We start from the raw sequence: 15,970 nt of genomic DNA, 5'->3' as shown, positions 1-15,970 counted from the left end.
GGACGCGGTAGATCGCACCCCGTGGTTAGCCGCCGGCCGACCTACAGGACCAACTCCATGAACACCGCCGCTGACTCGAGCCCGGCGCTCCCCGCTTCCGACCCGGCGAACGGCGGCGTCTCCACAAATCCCTCGGACCGATACAACGCATGCGCCGCCGTCATGAAACGAAGCGACTCGAGACGAACCGTGACAAACCCCTCCTTGCGTGCATCATCGAGCAGCCGCCCCACCAGCGCCCGCGCCACACCGCCGCTTCGAACAACGGGACGAACATAGACCCGTTTGAGCTCGGCGGTGACATCATCGACCGGCTTGAGCATGGCGATTCCAACGATCGCATCTTGGCTTCGAACCACCAACAATCGGCCCCGGGGCGCGATGATCGTCGGTAGCTCCGCCATGAACGCACGGTGCATCCGATCTGCGGAATCCGCCCGCACAGGGCGACCGAGCATCCCGGCCAATCGCTCACCGGCCCAACCCCAGTACTCCTGAACCAACGACTCGACATCAACGGCGGCGCCGAGATCCGTTACGTACTCGAGCCGCCACTGCTCCGGTCCCTCGGAACCCGCAGCGCAGGAGGGACGCTCGTCCGGCGATGCACCTGTCATCGCGGTCACCTTTCCCGTCACCGAACCGAAGACGGCTCACACCCCATTCCACCACCACGTTGTTCCGAACCGGCACCGAATGCACGTCGAGGACCGAAAGGCTAAGCGCCCGCACTTTCCAGTTCATGTGAGACCACTCGCAGACCGTCGCAACGATCAACTTGCGGCCAGGGAACGTGTCCAGGAGATTGACCGCAAGACCAGTCGTCATCACACAGTGTCCGCGCTCGCCGATCGCGGAACCCTCGCCGGTTACGGATCGGTGAGAGATCGTTCAAACGAGGCTGGTATGGGCGCACGGAATCCGGCGGCCGTCACTCATGGCGACGACAACGGCCGGCTTGTCACGCCAAGGTGACCGCGGCACCGCGAGAACGAATCCGTCATCGGCGACATCCACAACACATCCACCGAGGGAACTGGCCACTGAAATGCTCCGCGCACCGCTGGCGGCGAAACCACTGACAGTGATCGATGATCAGTGACGCGCCCGCCCTCGTGTCGCCAGTAGATGCCCACGCACAGTCATGGGCGGCCCGGCCGACACACGATCAAGTCGACCTCAACGCTCGACTCCTGCGCCCACTGTCCCCGAACTGATCGCCGCGTTGGGCCGGGTACTTCACGTCTGCACCAACTGCGCGGATGGACTTCGTTCGCGAATTGGGCATTCGATCGACGAGGCGCGCACTGTGTCCGAAAGGCCAATGCCCCGCCCACACAGATCAGAACAGATCAGAACAGCCAGTCCGAGGAGAAGCTGCCAAAGAACTGTCTGCAGGCCCAGCGCTATATGCCGGCCGAAGCCGAGCAGGCCGCGATCGCCGGGTCACTGATCCGCGTCGACCACGACAACTGCGGAGAATTCGTATACGCATCAACCGAAGATCTTCCCGACGTTCGCAGTCCTCCGGCAAGCACACCCGATCCAGGCGGCTCGAACTCTGGCTCGGGCGCCAACCTTCAGCACGCGCCACCGTTCAGGTCCCCAGCGCGGGCGCATCCACCGATGCAGGGTGTGCGTGCTCTACCGGATCCGCCGGTTTGCGCACGAAGGCGCATGCGGCGATCAGCACGAATGAGAGGATCCCGGCGACAACGAAGACCATTCGCACCCCCTCGGCGATGGCGTCCGGTGAGTCGTGGGGGTGACCGGATCGTGAGGCTATGACCGTCATTACAGTGACGAACAGTGCCGTACCGGCGGCGCCGGCCACCTGCTGGAACGTGCCCACCACTGCGGAGCCGTGCGCATACAGGTGAGCGGCCACCGATCCCAATCCCGACGTCATCAGCGGTGTGAAGGTCGCCGCCAGGCCGAGGCACAGCGCCATGTTCGACAACAGCAACCACCACAATGAGGTGGACGTGTTCAACGTCGTCAACATCCACACTCCGATGCTGACGAGGATCGAGCCGGGGATGACCAGCACGAGAGGACCGCGCCGGTCGTAGACGCGGCCCACGATCGGACCCGCCAGACCCATCAGAAGGCCGCCGGGCAGTGTGATGAGACCGGTTTCGAACGGATCGAGGTGAATCACCGACTGCGCGAAGTAGGGAACGATGATGAAGGTGCCCATCATCGTTGCCATGCCGACCAGCATCGCCACGACCGAGATGCTGAACTGGCGGTATCCGAACACGCGCAGGTCCAGCAGGGCGCGGTCCTCGCGTTGCAGCCGGAACTGTCGGGCGAGGAACCCGGACATCGCGGCCGCACCGATGAGGAACGGCACCCACACGGGGATCGTCGGGGATTTCTGTGCCGATTCGCCGATGCTCACCAGGCCGTACACCAGGCCACCGAATCCGAGTACCGCCAGGGGGATCGACAGAATGTCGATGCCGGCCTTCGTCGTCTCGGATACCGAAACAACGAATCGTGCGCCGAGGACCAATGTGGCCAACGCGATGGGGGCAACGAATCCGAAGATCCAACGCCACCCGAAGTGGTCGAGAATGAAACCGGACAGGGTGGGGCCGAGAGCAGGCGCAACCGCGATGACAATGGAGATGTTGCCCATCATCGCACCGCGACGGGCGGGCGGCACCAGCGTCATGATCGTCGTCATCAGCAGCGGCAGCATCAGGGCTGTCCCGGAGGCCTGCACGATGCGGGCGAACAGCAGCACACCGAAGCCTGGTGCGGCGAACGCGATCAGCGTTCCCGCCGTGAACAGCGACATGGCGAGCACGAACAGGGTGCGCGTGGGGATGCGTTGGATGAGATAGCCGGTGAGCGGGATGATCACCGCCATCGTGAGCATGAATGCGGTCGTCAGCCACTGCCCCACGCTGGGATGTACGCCCAATTCGACCTGGAGGACCGGGATGGCGATGCTCATCACCGTCTCGTTGAGGATCACCACGAAGCTGGCCACCAACAGGACACCGATCACCTGGAGGTGTCGGCGTTCGATTCGGTCGTCGGCTCTCGCCTCGTCGTTCACGAGGCCAGTGGGTTCGGTCACGGTGGACCTTTCGGATGGTGGGAGCTGGGGACGTCCCGGCGAACGACGGAACAGAAGCTGGGCAGCCACTGAATCTACCGACCGCCGGTTCTGCCGCCAATTGTTTTTCCGGGCTCCCCCAACCACCGTCGAGACCCGCGCAAGTAACGGACAAAACAGACATCGCCGCGGGTCAAGTGAGAACCGTATGGGTGAAGAATGGAAGCTCTGCGACTACCTGAGTGCCCGACCGCCCTATATGTGGACGATAGTGGTCGCATTGCACGCCAGAGCGAATCGAGGTTCGACCGATGTTCACCGGACTGTCCGCCTTCCCCCTTACGCCCATGAGCGAGACGGAAATCGACGAGTCCGCGTTCTCCGGAATTGTCTCGCGCCTGGCTGACGCGGGGGTCGATTCCATCAGCGCCCTCGGGTCCACCGGCAGTTACGCCTACCTGACCAGAGAAGAGCGCAAGCGAGTCGCACAGCTCGCCGTGGCCGCAGCGGGCACCACACCAGTCATGATCGGTATCGGCTCGCTGCGCACCGCACACGTCCGCGCCCTCGCCGAAGACGCACAAGATGCCGGCGCCGACGCGGTGCTGCTGGCACCGGTGTCCTACCAACAACTGACCGCAGAGGAAGTGTTCGGCCTCTACGAAGCGGTGACGCGTGAACTGTCCGTGCCGCTGTGCATCTACGACAATCCCGGTACCACCCACTTCACGTTCACCGATGAACTGCACGGCCGCATCGCCGAACTTCCGAAGATCGGATCGATCAAGATTCCCGGTGTCCCCGTCGACCCCGCCGAGGCAGCCGGTCGAGTGAAATCCCTCCGATCTCAGATCCCGTCGACGGTCACGATCGGTGTCAGCGGAGACGCCTTCGCCGCGACCGGCCTCAACGCCGGCTGCGACGTTTGGTACAGCGTGCTTGCCGGGGTGCTGCCCAAGCCGTGCCTGGCACTTACCCGCGCATCTCAGAACGACGACCGGAATACTGCCACCGCGCTGTCGAATCGACTCGAACCCATCTGGGAATTGTTCCGCGCCCATGGAAGCCTCCGCGTGGTATCCGCCATCGCCGAACACCTCGGCCTCGTCGAATCACCCAATCTCCCCCAGCCGGTATGCGGTCTCGCCGAGGCCGCACGTTCAAGGGTCGCCACCGCGCTCGAGCAGGTCGACGATCTCCTGTGACCCCCGGCGAGGCATACATCGTCGCAACCGAACCTCGGATCCGACAACGCGGGCACCTGCCGAAAGTGTTGCTGACGACAGCGTCGACCTGTTCCGGTGTCGCAGTTCCATCCCTCGACGATCGCCAATGCCTCCTTGTAGAGCGCGAACTGCAGACGGTTGGCGACGAAGCCGGGGGCATCGGCGACCCGTCATGCCCCCTCGGTCAAGTCCATCCCAACATGTAGCGTACGCTATCTATTCGTGCACTACTTATATGCGAGTACCTACAGCCCTGCCGCTACTGCCGGTCATCGAAACAAGTCAAGCGTGCACAGACCGGACAAGACACCTACTCACAAGTGAGGACATGGTGAATGGGGCAGTCCAACAGCACCTTCTACGACGAGATTTGGCGCTCGAGGGCGGTCGAGCAATATTCTCGAGCGGTTACGGAGTTGCACTGCGGTGTTCAAAGTATTAGAGAACGAGCCCCGGCAGATGGGGGCCTTGGATCGTGCGTTGGCCTCGCTGGACTGGCCCGTTCAGGCTGCACAGCGTGAGTTGCTTGCGCCGGGTGAACGAGTCGCGCGGGTGCATGACTCTGCCGGGTTCTCCTACATTTCTGCAGGAACTGCAGCACTCCGAGTAGGCCAAGAACGAAGCGAACTTTCCGCCGGTGACCTAGTCATTTACCCCCGGGCGCACCGAGCTGAGATCCGCGCCAGGCGCGAGTGCAACGTTATCAACGCATGGTTTCTGCCGTCGGGTGGCTCAGCTCAGACTCTCGGCACTTTCCCCAACACTCTGTTGGTGAGGGAGTTCTCTGTACGTGAACCAAATATGGCGATGCTCATCGAGGGGATGCTCAGCGGACAAGCCAACGCTTCCGATTTCAATCGTGCAGGTGATGCGGTGGTGTGCAGCCTCATTTCCACCACCATCGTCTCGTCCGCAATCCGGCTTTGGGCGGAGCTCGGCTGCGCTCCCGAGCGGTGGCTGCACCAGGTGTCGGACCCGTTCATTGCTCGCGCGCTCGATGCGATCCACGAGAGTCCCGGGGATCCGTGGACCGTGCAGAACCTGGCGCAGGTGGCAACCATGTCTCGATCAGCCTTCGCGGTGCGCTTCACCACTCTGGTAGGTCAAACCCCGGCATCATATTTGACCGACGTTCGGATGGAGACCAGTAAAACGCTTTTGATCCGTGACGGGCTGAGCATCGCAGAAACCGCCCACCGCCTCGGGTACGAATCTGAGGCCGGTTTCCGGCGCGCGTTTCGACGGCACACCGGGTCCGCGCCCGCTGCCTGGCGCGGACAACAGCGGTCCCTCCTACTTCCTGCCGTCTAGGTCCGTCGATGCGTTCGAGCTTCCTGCTGTTGTCGTCCTGGCCATTCGGAATAGGGTTCCACCAACGAGAGAAGCAAGTGCGGCGGCAATCAATGTCATCTGGACTCCGGCGTTATCGGCAACCACGCCACCGAGTCCCGCTCCCAGAGTGATCGCAATCTGGAATCCGGTTACGATCAGCCCGCCTACGGATTCCATCCGATCCTGAGCGAGCCGCCCGATCCAGGTGCTGACCACCAGCAACCATGCCCCAAATCCAACACCCCATGCTGTCGCGCCTACCCCCACGGCCCAGAACTGTCCAGGGAAGAACGCCACTGTAGCGATGCCGAAGCCGATGAGTGCAGGCACCACCAGACGCATCAGGTTCAGGTGCTTGTCCACGAGCAGCCCGACGACGACGTTTCCGGCAAGGCCTCCAATACCGAACGCCGCCAACAACCCCGCGATTCCGCCCGCGCCGATGCCGGGCACCTGCTCGAATGCCAACCGAATATAGGTGAACGCGGCGAAGTGGCCAAGGACGGTGAGCACATGCCCTGTCAGACCCAGCGACAGGCCGGGCACCTTGAGGGTGTCTGCCAACTCACGGAATCGCATGGTGGTGGCAGGGGCGATTGCCGGCAACACGGTGCGCAGCAAGATAGCGACCAGCACCGACACTACGGCTACACCGACAAATACCGCGCGCCAATCAAACACGGAGCCAAGGTAGACACCCAGCGGCACTCCGCCGACCGTGGCCACGGTGGTGCCACCGTTCACGAGCATGAGGCCACGGCCCAGGCGTTCCGGTGCCACCAGCTGGGAGACGATCGCCAGCGACATTGCCCAGAATCCGCTGATCGCGGCCCCAAGGATCAACCGGGCGACGAGCAACAGCACGAGATTGGGTGAGATGGCGACCAGAATATTGGACACCGCAGCGGTCAGAGCAACCCCAGTCAGAAGCGTTCGCCGGTCCAGCCGGGGAAACATCATGCCAACAACGGGGGCCACCAAAAACCCCATGAACGCCGTCGCGGTAACCGTCTGTCCCGCCTGACCCTCAGTGATGTCAAGTGAGGCTGCCATCTGGGTCAGCAGACTGGGCGGAAGAAATTCAGCGAGCACCAGCGTAAAACTGGTGGCCATGAGGATAAGCACCCCCGCCCACCCAGCGCGCTCGGAGCGGCGCGGGGAGAGGATTTCAGGCGCGATGTTTGTTGTCATCCTTTGATCGTTCCGAGAATGCGTTAGAAAAACGGGACCAATCGTCCACACAACAAAGCCAAACGTCCACACAATTTTCGCGACCACCGCCGCCCTCGCGCCCGCACCCCTCGCCGCCGTTGCGCTGGACTCCGGGCTCCAGGAACGACTCTCAGATGCATGCACGCTTCCAGCGGACGCCTACCTGTCCCCCGAGGTCCTCGATTGGGAGCGTATGCGGCTCATCGAATGTGAGGGGGTCTGAATCCACCGGTTTCCAGCAAGCTCCGGGCGATGTAGTTGGTGAGGTTGCGGAAGCCCAGGACGGAGGTGCTCGAGGCGCCCGTTGATCGCTTCGGCCGAGGTCTGTCAGATGTGCAGTGCAGGGATAACTTCCATCCTGGAAGACCTCCATACCTACTCGCCGACACCCCCGACTGCGACGAGCCGATGAACGTCGCCGATCAGTAACCTAGACGTACTGATTGAGGACGTTGATCGAAGGCGACGGACGGCTCTCAGTGGTGCCGTTGGGGTGCACCCACCGCGACAGATGTGTCGCAGGCGTGGGGCCCACTTGGATGTGCCGAGGTAACGATCACTTCGTTGATCCGACGTTTTTGCGCCGGTTGGCATTGAAGCGCGCCTTCTTCTGACGATTCCCGCACGTGTTCATGTCACACCATTTGCGGGAGCGACTTTGGCTGGTGTCGAAGAAGGCGGCTTGGCAGGTTGGCGATGCGCACAAGGCCAATTTCCCGTCTCGTTCGCCTGCGATGATGCTGATCGCGTCAGCGGCGATCACACTGAGGGCGTCTTCCACGCAGGACGCCGAGCTGAGCCGCCATTGACGATTGCCCTCGGGCGTCAGGATTGCCGCGGCCCGACCCTGAACGCTGCAGTCATTGATGACTTGGACAGCAGATCCGGGGAGAGCGTCCTGGATCGCGGCCGCTGTCGCGGCGGCGTGAATCGACTCCCTCAGTTCCCGAGCGAGTTCGAGCTGAGCGGTGGTGCAGGAGTCCACGGCGAGGCCGTTCACTGCCAGCCAGTCGACGAGTCGGTGCGGCGTGGGAATGCGCTCCACAGCGTCGCCACGACGCTCCGTCAGAGTCGCCGTGAAGCTGGTCGCTAGCACGTTACCGAGGCGAAAGTCAGGGAACTCGGCACGCATGGAACCACCTTAGCAGGTTGCGCACAGACATGAAGACATGTTAGAACCGTCTTAGACGGTTCTCGATAGGTTGTAGCCGGTTCCGCGATGGCCAGGAGGTCTCATGCCCCGTCCAACCAGCGACGTGCAAGCATTTGAAGCCCACGCACCTGACGCTGACCTCGACGATCTTCGCGCGCGATTAGCCGCGGCGCGGCTACCGGAGGCCGAGACGGTCTATCGCGCCGCGCCCGACCCGTGCCGATGGGATCAGGGCGTTCCTCTCGCCGACCTCGTCGATGTCGTGAACTACTGGCGCACCGGGTACGACTGGCGGTCGTTCGAAGAGCGCCTCAACCGTATCGGCCAGTTCCGCACGACAATTGATGATCTGGGAATCCACTTCCTGCACCACCGATCCGCGCGCGCAGATGCCACTCCTCTGATCGTGACGCACGGGTGGCCGGGCAGCATTGCTGAGTTCATCGATGTGGTAGACGAGCTGGCAGATCCGAAAAATGCAGACGCGCCGGCGTTCCACGTCGTGGTTCCATCCCTACCAGGCTTTGGATACAGCGACAAGCCGGCCACCACCGGGTGGGGAACCGAAAAGATCGCGGCCGCATGGGTGGAACTGATGGGAAGGCTCGGCTACAGCAAGTTCGCAGCCCACGGCGGCGACTGGGGAGGGAATATCACCACGGTTCTCGGCGGCAGGTTCCCGGCGCACGTTCTCGGCATCCACACAACATTCGCGGAGGGACCGCCCGGGTTGACAACGGACGGGCTGACGGCGGTCGAGCGCAAGTGGACCGAGGAAACCCACGATTTCTGGCGCCACCGCGCGGCGTACGCGAAGCAGCAGGCGACCCGACCGCAGACCATCGGCTACTCGCTCGTCGACTCACCGGTCGGGCTTCTTGCCTGGATTCTTGACAAGTTCGCCGAGTGGACAGATACCGAAGACAGCCCGTTCGCGACGCTGTCCAGAGACCGCGTTCTTGACGACGTCACCATGTACTGGCTGACGCGGACCGGCGCATCATCGGCCCGCATTTACTACGAAAGCCACAACTCGCTGGACCCCGAACTTCGGGTCGACGTCCCGTCGGCAATCACTATGTATCCCCGCGACATCGAGAAGTGTCCGCGCCCCTGGGCACAGGAGCGGTACCGACAGATCGTCCGATGGAGGTCACCCGAAACCGGGGGACATTTCCCGTCGCTGGAGGTTCCCGAGTATTTCGTCAAGGATCTACAAGAGGGCCTCGCGGCGGTGCTGGCCGCTAATCGGTGAACGCGGCTGGGTGCGGGCATTCGATGACCGCCTGATCCGGCTCGAGGCGTTGCCCGACCTCGACGCCTCCCGCCAACACCCTTAACTGCGAAGAACCGCGTAAGCGGCTAGTGGAGTCAGCTTGGGTCTGCGTGACCAGCGCGACGTCCGGGTCGGGACCCAAGGCATCCTGCTGACCCGCGACGGTGCCGGGTCAAGTCCATGGGGGTGGTGTACGAGGGTCATCGCGTGACTCCTCGTTGGTGAGTCAGGCAGTCAAGGCCGGTGTCACCTCCTCGGTGGACTCGGTGCTGCTGTCGGTGGGCTTGTCGTTGCGGGAACGGGCCAGAACGTCCAGGCCGAGATAGCGGCGCCCTTCGATCCACTCGTCGTGTTGTTCGGCCAAGACCGCACCGACGAGCCGGATCAGGGCGGTACGATCCGGGAAGATTCCGACCACATCGGTTCTCCTGCGGATTTCCTTATTGAGGCGCTCCTGCGGATTGTTGCTCCAGATCTGTTTCCAAATCTGCTTGGGAAATGCGGTGAACGCCAACAGGTCCGGTCGTGCTGCGTCGAGGTGGTCAGCGACCCTCGGCAACTTCTCCGACAGTGCGCCGATGATTCGATCATATTGGGCATGAACAGAATCCGCGTCGGGTTGGTCGTAGACCGAGTGCAGCAACGTCTTCACCCAAGGCCACGATGCCTTCGGGGTCACCGCCATCAGGTTTGTCGAGTAATGGGTTCGGCACCTCTGCCACGAGGCGCCCGGCAGGGTCCCACCGATCGCCGCCACCAGCCCGGCGTGCGCATCGGAGGTCACCAACCGCACCCCGCCCAAACCGCGGGCGACGAGCGATCGGAAGAACGCCAGCCAGCCGGCACCGTCCTCGGACGAGGTCACATCCACGCCCAGGATCTCGCGGTAGCCCTCGGCGTTGACGCCGACCGCGACCAGGGTGTGTACATTCACCACCCGACCGTTTTCCCGCACCTTGAGCACCAGGGCGTCGGCGGCGACGAAGGTGTACGGCCCGGTATCGAGCGGGCGGCTGCGGAACGCCTCGACCTGGGTGTCGAGGTCCTTGGCCATCACGGACACCTGCGACTTGGACAGGCCGGTGATGCCCAACGTGTCGACGAGCCGGTCCATCCGCCGGGTGGAGACCCCGAGCAGGTAGCAGGTGGCAACCACGGTAGTCAGGGCCTTTTCGGCGCGTTTGCGACGCTCGAGCAACCAATCGGGGAAGTACGAACCGGACCGCAGCTTCGGGATCGCCACGTCGAGGGTGCCGACGCGGGTGTCGAAGTCGCGGTGCCGGTATCCGTTACGCGAGTTGGTGCGCTCCTCGGAGCGTTGTCCGTAGCCGGCGCCGCACAGTGCGTCGGCCTCGGCGCCCATCAGGGTGTGAATGAACATCGTCAGCAGCTCGCGCAGCAGGTCGGGGCTTGCCCCGGTGAGTCGGTCGGTCAGGATCTGCTGCAGGTCGATATCGTGGGCACTGGTCATCGCGTGGTCCTTCATCGAGTGACTTTGGTAGGTCTCTCGAAGAGTCACGCGATGGCCACCTTCGTTGGCTACGACACGCCGGTCAGATGCGGAACCGCTTCATACACCATCTTCATGGACGCAACCCGGTGCCGGCACGCTCCACGCCTTCTACAAACGCGTGCCGACACCGGGGGCACGAGCTGTTGACAGTGGACTCGTGCACCAACAAGAGGGTGGAGCACTGCCCCAACCACGCGTGGGTCTGTGAACTCGACGGCGAGCTCCGCTCCACGAACCCGCGTGTCTCGATCTGGCGGATCAGGGGCTTCCGACGCAGCCGTCCGAGAGTGGTGGCCGCGAGATCGATAGAGTGCGAGTCGATCGAGGGCGGCAAAAGGCCGCCTGGCGGCGTCGGAGACGGTCTGGCTCGCGGATCTCCGAGACGCGGACATGGTTCTGCTCGACATCCCCTCGGTCCAGGCCACGTGCGGCACGCGTTCCTGCACGGGGTGCGCCCCGAGTCAGGCGTGGAGCTGGTCCGGATGGCAATCGATAATTCGGACCAGCCCACAGCTGTGCGGACTGATCACCACGCGGCTCGGTCACTGCGCGTCTACGACGCCTCCCCAGCGCTCCGCCCGTCACTTCGATATCGAGGTACAGGTCTGCTGTCAGCACGCGGTGATGCAATATTGCACATCCCCATTGCAGGTTAGGTGATTCCCCGGCCTCCCCTACCCGGGCACACTCGAGATCGTCCCCGCCAGAAGCTTCTGCGCGAAGCGAAGAGATTCCCGGGGTCTATCCCATGGGCTCGTCCGAGTCGACGCCACCTGCCGGCAACGGCTCGGACCGCGCGCGGAACGTCGGTTACCACACCCGCTAGGAGTACAGATGAGCAAGATCGCTTTCCTCGGCCTCGGAAACATGGGCTTGGGTATGGCCACGAATCTGGTGCGCAACGGCCACACGGTCGTCGGATTCGACCCCTCCCCGGCGGCGGTGGAGAAGGCGGAATCACGCGGAATAGGCTCTGCTGCATCTCTTGTGGATGCAGCAGAGAGTGCCGACGTGATCATCACCATGCTGCCCAGCGGTAAGCACGTACTCGACGTCTATGCCGACCTGGTCCCGGCCGCAGCGCAGGGAACCCTCTTTCTCGACTGCTCGACGATCGATGTCGCCGACGCGCGGGCAGCCGCTGAACTGGCCGTCGGCGCCGGGCATCGGGCGGTGGACGCCCCGGTGTCCGGGGGAACCGTGGCCGCCGACGGCGGGACCCTCACGTTCATGGTCGGTGGCCCGGCCGACGCGGTGGACCAGGCGAGCTCGCTCCTGGACGCCATGGGAGCCCGAATCGTCCGATGCGGCGACTCCGGAGCAGGTCAGGCTGCGAAAATCTGCAACAACATGATCCTGGGAATCTCCATGATCGCAGTCAGCGAGGCTTTCGCGCTGGGTGCGAAGCTGGGCCTGACCGACCAGGCACTGTTCGACGTCTCGTCGACCGCGTCCGGTCAGTGCTGGGCGTTGACCACGAACTGCCCGGTTCCCGGACCGGTTCCCACCAGCCCGGCCAACCGCGACTACGCCGGCGGATTCGCGAGCGCGTTGATGCTCAAGGACCTTCGACTCGCGCAGGCCGCCGCGGCGGACAACGGTGTCGAGACGGCGCTCGGACGGCGCGCCACCGAACTCTACGAACAGTTCGTCGCTCATGACGGCCCGGGTCGTGATTTCTCGGCGATCGTGACGGCGATCCGCGCCGGTGCATACGACGCACAGGCACATCAGTCGTAGCCCTCCCACGTAGACCTCGCCCCGTGCCGCGGCACCGGGTGTGAGGCTGCTCGATGTGAAAGGAATTCGTTATGCGCATCATCCTGACAGGGCCGCCGGGAGCCGGTAAAGGCACTCAGGCGCAGTTGCTTTCGTCGGCGCTGCAGCTCCCCCACATCTCGACTGGTGACCTGTTCCGCTCCCATATCGCGCAGGGCACGGAACTCGGGCAGACGGCGAAATCGTTCCTCGACGCCGGCGAACTGGTCCCGGACGAGGTCACCATCGGGATGGTGGCGGAGCGCCTCGCCGGCGCCGACACGGCCACGGGATTCATTCTGGACGGCTTCCCCCGCACCGTGGCTCAGGCGACCGCGCTCGATGAGCTCCTCGGCCGGCAACTGAGCCAGATCGATGCCGTCCTGGATTTCTCGATAGCGGACGATGCAGTCGTCGAACGGATGCTGGCCCGTGGCCGCGCCGACGACACCGAGGACGTCATTCGTCGACGTCTGCGGGTCTATCACGACGAGACCCGACCGCTGCTCGACTACTACTCGCCGTTTCTTCTGTCCGTCGATGCGGAAGGTGAGGTCGACGAGGTCTACGCCCACGCGAACGGCGCGCTGTCCGAGCGCGGAAGCGTCGCTCCGTCCACCTGAACGCTGTTCCCTGCACCCCAGCAGAGCCATCCGTATATCAAGGAGATTCCGACATGACCTCCACACAAACCTCACTCGCTGAGCTCCACATTCCCGAGGCCCGCGACTACCCCATGTTCGTCGACGGGGCCTGGGTGGACGCCAGTTCCGGTCAGTGGAGTGAGGTGACCACCCCGATTCTGCGTGAGCACGTGATCGGCCGTGTCCCTTCCTCGAGCACCGAGGACGTCGATCGCGCGGTGCGAGCGGCGCAGAAGGCCTTCCCTCGGTGGCGGTCTCAGCACTTCACGGCGCGAGGCCGGATCCTGAGCCAGATCGCCGATGCCATCGACGTGCGGGCCGAGGAACTCGCCCGTCTCACCGCCCTCGATACCGGCAACGCGCTGCGCACCCAGGCGCGTCCCGAGGTCGCCACCCTGGCGAACCTGTTCCGGTACTTCGCCGGTGTCGCCGGCGAGATCAAGGGCACGGTTCTGCCCGCCGGTGACGATCAGCTCCAGTACTCACGGCAGGAGCCGCTCGGCGTCATCGGATGCATCCTGCCTTGGAACTCCCCGCTGATGATCGCCGGATTCAAGATCCCTGCCGCCCTCGTCGCGGGAAACACCGTCGTGGTCAAGGCTGCCGAGGCGGCCCCGCTGAGCGTGTTGCTGCTTGCCGAGATCTGCGCCGAGTTCCTGCCCGCCGGTGTCCTCAACGTCATCACCGGATCCGGCAGGGTCGCCGGCGAAGCGCTGGTCCAGCACCCCGACGTCGACAAGATCTCCTTCACCGGCTCGACCGAGGTGGGGCGTCATGTTGCCCGCGAGGCCGGTGGCCGTCTCGCACATGTCTCCCTCGAACTCGGCGGCAAGAATCCCTCGATCGTTTTCCCCGACGTGGACATCGACGAAGACTTCATCAATCAACTGCTGCTGTCGACCCGGGTACACCGGCAGGGACAGAGCTGCACGGCCGGTTCCCGGTTGTTCCTGCACCAGGACATCTACGACGAGGTCCTCGACCGGCTGGTGAACACGTTGGCCGACCTGAAGGTCGGGAACCCGCTGGATGAGTCCACGGACATGGGCGCCATCATCAACGAGACGCAGTTCGCCTCCGTCTGCGGATTCCTCGACGACGGTCTGAGTTCGACCCAGGTTGCCACCGTCCTCGACGGCTCCCCCGCCAAGGTTCCGAACTCCGACGGCTACTACATGGGACCGACTGTATTCTCCGGTGCCGACAACTCCTGGCGCCTGTCCCGGGAGGAAATCTTCGGACCCGCGCTCGTCGCGATCCCGTGGAACGACCACTCCGACGTCATCGCGATGGCCAACGACTCGCACTACGGCCTGGCCGCCTACGTGTGGACACGTAACCTCGATCTGGCACTGTCCACCGCCCACGCCCTCGAAACCGGGTGGGTGCAGGTCAACCAGGGCGGAGGCCAGATGGTCGGCCAGTCCTACGGCGGATACAAGCAGAGTGGCCTCGGCCGCGAAGTGTCGCTCGAGGGCATGATCGCCGGTTTCACCCAGACCAAGCAGGTCAACGTGCGCCTGCGCACACTCTGAGAAGGGAGCACACCATGACTGTCGGACCCTTGGGCGACATCCTCGTGCTCGACCTCTCGCGGGCGCTGGCGGGGCCCATCGCCGCGATGATGCTCGGTGACCTCGGTGCCCGCGTGATCAAGGTCGAAGCCCCGGGCACCGGCGACGACTCCCGCACCTGGGGGCCGCCGTTCGTCGGGCCGGCCGACGACCCGCAGTCGTCGTACTTCATGTCGGCGAACCGGAACAAGGAATCGATCGTCCTCGACCTCAAATCCGAGCACGGCAAGGATGCGCTGCGTCGGCTGATCCGGCGGGCGGACGTGCTCATCGAGAACCTGCGGCCTGGCGCATTCGATCGGCTGGGCTTTCCCGCCGACGTGCTCGAGGAGCTCAACCCGCGGCTGATCACGTTGTCGATCACCGGCTTCGGGCATGACGGGCCGGAGGGATCCCGCGCCGGCTACGACCAGATCGCCCAGGGTGAGGCCGGGCTGATGTCGGTGACCGGAGACCCCGACGGGGAGCCGACGCGGATCGGGATCCCGATCGCCGACGTCCTCGCCGGCGTCCACGGAACCGCCGGGGTGTCGGCCGCACTGGCGTCGAGGGAGAAGACGGGCAAGGGCATGGTGGTGCGGACGTCCCTGTTGGCCGCGGCGATCAGCGCCCACACCTTCCAGGGCACCAAGTGGACGGTCGGTGGACAGGTCGCGCAGCGGTCCGGCAATCACCACCCGCAAATCGCACCGTACGGAAGCTTCCGCTGCGCCGACGGATACGTTCAGATCGCGGTCGGCAGCGAGGCGATCTGGGAAAAGTTCGCCCCGGTGGCCGGTCTGTCGGCTCAGGATCCGCGGTTCGCGGTCAACCGGGACCGGGTCGCGGCGCGGGAGGCGTTGATCGCCGCGATCGAGGCCGATTTCGCCGACCGCACGCGGGTCGATGTCCTCGCCGCGCTCGAGGCCGCGGGTGTTCCGGCGGGGTCGATCCGCACCATCGACGAGGTCTACGAGTGGGAGCAGACCCGCAGCCAGGGGCTGCTGGTGCAGGTCGAGCACCCAGTGGTGGGGCCGGTGCAGTTGCCGGGTCCGTCCTTGCGGATGGAAACGGCCGACGGTGCGTCGCTGGTGCGGTCCGCGCATGCTGCACCGCCGGTGCTCGGACAGCACACCGAACAGATTCTCGACTGGCTCGACTCGGTCGACGCCGCCGATCCGCTCGATGCGATGGTGCCCGCGCAGGCATGAAGTCGGTGCGAGTCCGACTGGC

Annotated in this window: 12 protein-coding genes; 7 read left to right on the top strand and 5 right to left on the bottom strand. The window is 64.3% G+C overall.

Going from position 1 to position 15,970, the window contains the following annotated elements:
* Positions 1-41 precede the first annotated feature (41 nt).
* Together RHA1_RS52285 and RHA1_RS34605 are read right to left on the bottom strand one after the other, a co-directional pair.
* Positions 42-617 carry a GNAT family N-acetyltransferase gene (locus tag RHA1_RS52285; RefSeq protein WP_011598815.1) on the bottom strand — a complete coding sequence of 192 codons (576 nt, stop codon included), beginning with the start codon at positions 615-617 and terminating at the stop codon, positions 42-44.
* Positions 618-1,597: 980 nt separating this feature from the next.
* Complete coding sequence (locus tag RHA1_RS34605; RefSeq protein ID WP_011598813.1) at positions 1,598-3,091, bottom strand: MDR family MFS transporter; 1,494 nt, start codon at positions 3,089-3,091, stop codon at positions 1,598-1,600.
* Between the two features lie 290 nt (positions 3,092-3,381).
* Here RHA1_RS34605 and RHA1_RS34600 point away from each other — a divergent pair, with 290 nt between their 5' ends.
* Together RHA1_RS34600 and RHA1_RS44795 are read left to right on the top strand one after the other, a co-directional pair.
* A complete protein-coding gene (locus RHA1_RS34600) occupies positions 3,382-4,275 on the top strand; it encodes a dihydrodipicolinate synthase family protein (RefSeq protein WP_011598812.1) in 894 nt (297 codons plus the stop codon).
* Positions 4,276-5,097: 822 nt separating this feature from the next.
* Positions 5,098-5,607: a helix-turn-helix transcriptional regulator gene (locus tag RHA1_RS44795; RefSeq protein WP_009480352.1), complete on the top strand. Its 510-nt coding sequence runs from the start codon at positions 5,098-5,100 to the stop codon at positions 5,605-5,607.
* On the opposite strand, the gene RHA1_RS34590 is transcribed toward RHA1_RS44795, so the two are convergent.
* Complete coding sequence (locus RHA1_RS34590) at positions 5,590-6,819, bottom strand: MFS transporter (RefSeq protein ID WP_041812245.1); 1,230 nt, start codon at positions 6,817-6,819, stop codon at positions 5,590-5,592. The two genes, RHA1_RS44795 and RHA1_RS34590, sit on opposite strands and share 18 nt — an antisense overlap.
* 577 nt (positions 6,820-7,396) lie before the next feature.
* Positions 7,397-7,972, bottom strand: coding sequence for a CGNR zinc finger domain-containing protein (locus tag RHA1_RS34585; RefSeq protein WP_011598808.1), 576 nt, complete (start codon positions 7,970-7,972; stop codon positions 7,397-7,399).
* Between the two features lie 103 nt (positions 7,973-8,075).
* Between RHA1_RS34585 and RHA1_RS34580 the strand changes: the two genes are divergently transcribed.
* Positions 8,076-9,248: an epoxide hydrolase family protein gene (locus tag RHA1_RS34580; RefSeq protein ID WP_011598807.1), complete on the top strand. Its 1,173-nt coding sequence runs from the start codon at positions 8,076-8,078 to the stop codon at positions 9,246-9,248.
* A 247-nt stretch (positions 9,249-9,495) separates the two neighbouring features.
* On the opposite strand, the gene RHA1_RS34575 is transcribed toward RHA1_RS34580, so the two are convergent.
* On the bottom strand, positions 9,496-10,740 hold the full coding sequence (locus RHA1_RS34575) for an IS256 family transposase (protein WP_011598806.1): 1,245 nt from the start codon (positions 10,738-10,740) through the stop codon (positions 9,496-9,498).
* A 735-nt stretch (positions 10,741-11,475) separates the two neighbouring features.
* Between RHA1_RS34575 and mmsB the strand changes: the two genes are divergently transcribed.
* The 4 genes from mmsB (at position 11,476) to RHA1_RS34555 (ending at position 15,948) form a co-directional block, all read left to right on the top strand.
* Positions 11,476-12,522, top strand: coding sequence for a 3-hydroxyisobutyrate dehydrogenase (gene mmsB / locus RHA1_RS34570; protein ID WP_337464390.1), 1,047 nt, complete (start codon positions 11,476-11,478; stop codon positions 12,520-12,522).
* Between the two features lie 71 nt (positions 12,523-12,593).
* Entirely contained in the window at positions 12,594-13,163 is a 570-nt protein-coding gene (locus tag RHA1_RS34565) for an adenylate kinase (protein ID WP_009480346.1), read from the top strand.
* 53 nt (positions 13,164-13,216) lie between these two features.
* Entirely contained in the window at positions 13,217-14,719 is a 1,503-nt protein-coding gene (locus tag RHA1_RS34560) for an aldehyde dehydrogenase family protein (RefSeq protein WP_011598803.1), read from the top strand.
* Positions 14,720-14,733: 14 nt separating this feature from the next.
* Positions 14,734-15,948 carry a CaiB/BaiF CoA transferase family protein gene (locus RHA1_RS34555; protein WP_011598802.1) on the top strand — a complete coding sequence of 405 codons (1,215 nt, stop codon included), beginning with the start codon at positions 14,734-14,736 and terminating at the stop codon, positions 15,946-15,948.
* The last annotated feature ends 22 nt before the right edge of the window (positions 15,949-15,970 follow it).

It is taken from the genome of Rhodococcus jostii RHA1 (assembly GCF_000014565.1).
GTDB lineage: Bacteria > Actinomycetota > Actinomycetes > Mycobacteriales > Mycobacteriaceae > Rhodococcus_F > Rhodococcus_F jostii_A.
Note: the sequence above shows the minus strand (reverse complement) of the source record. Positions and strands in the feature narration are given on the sequence as shown.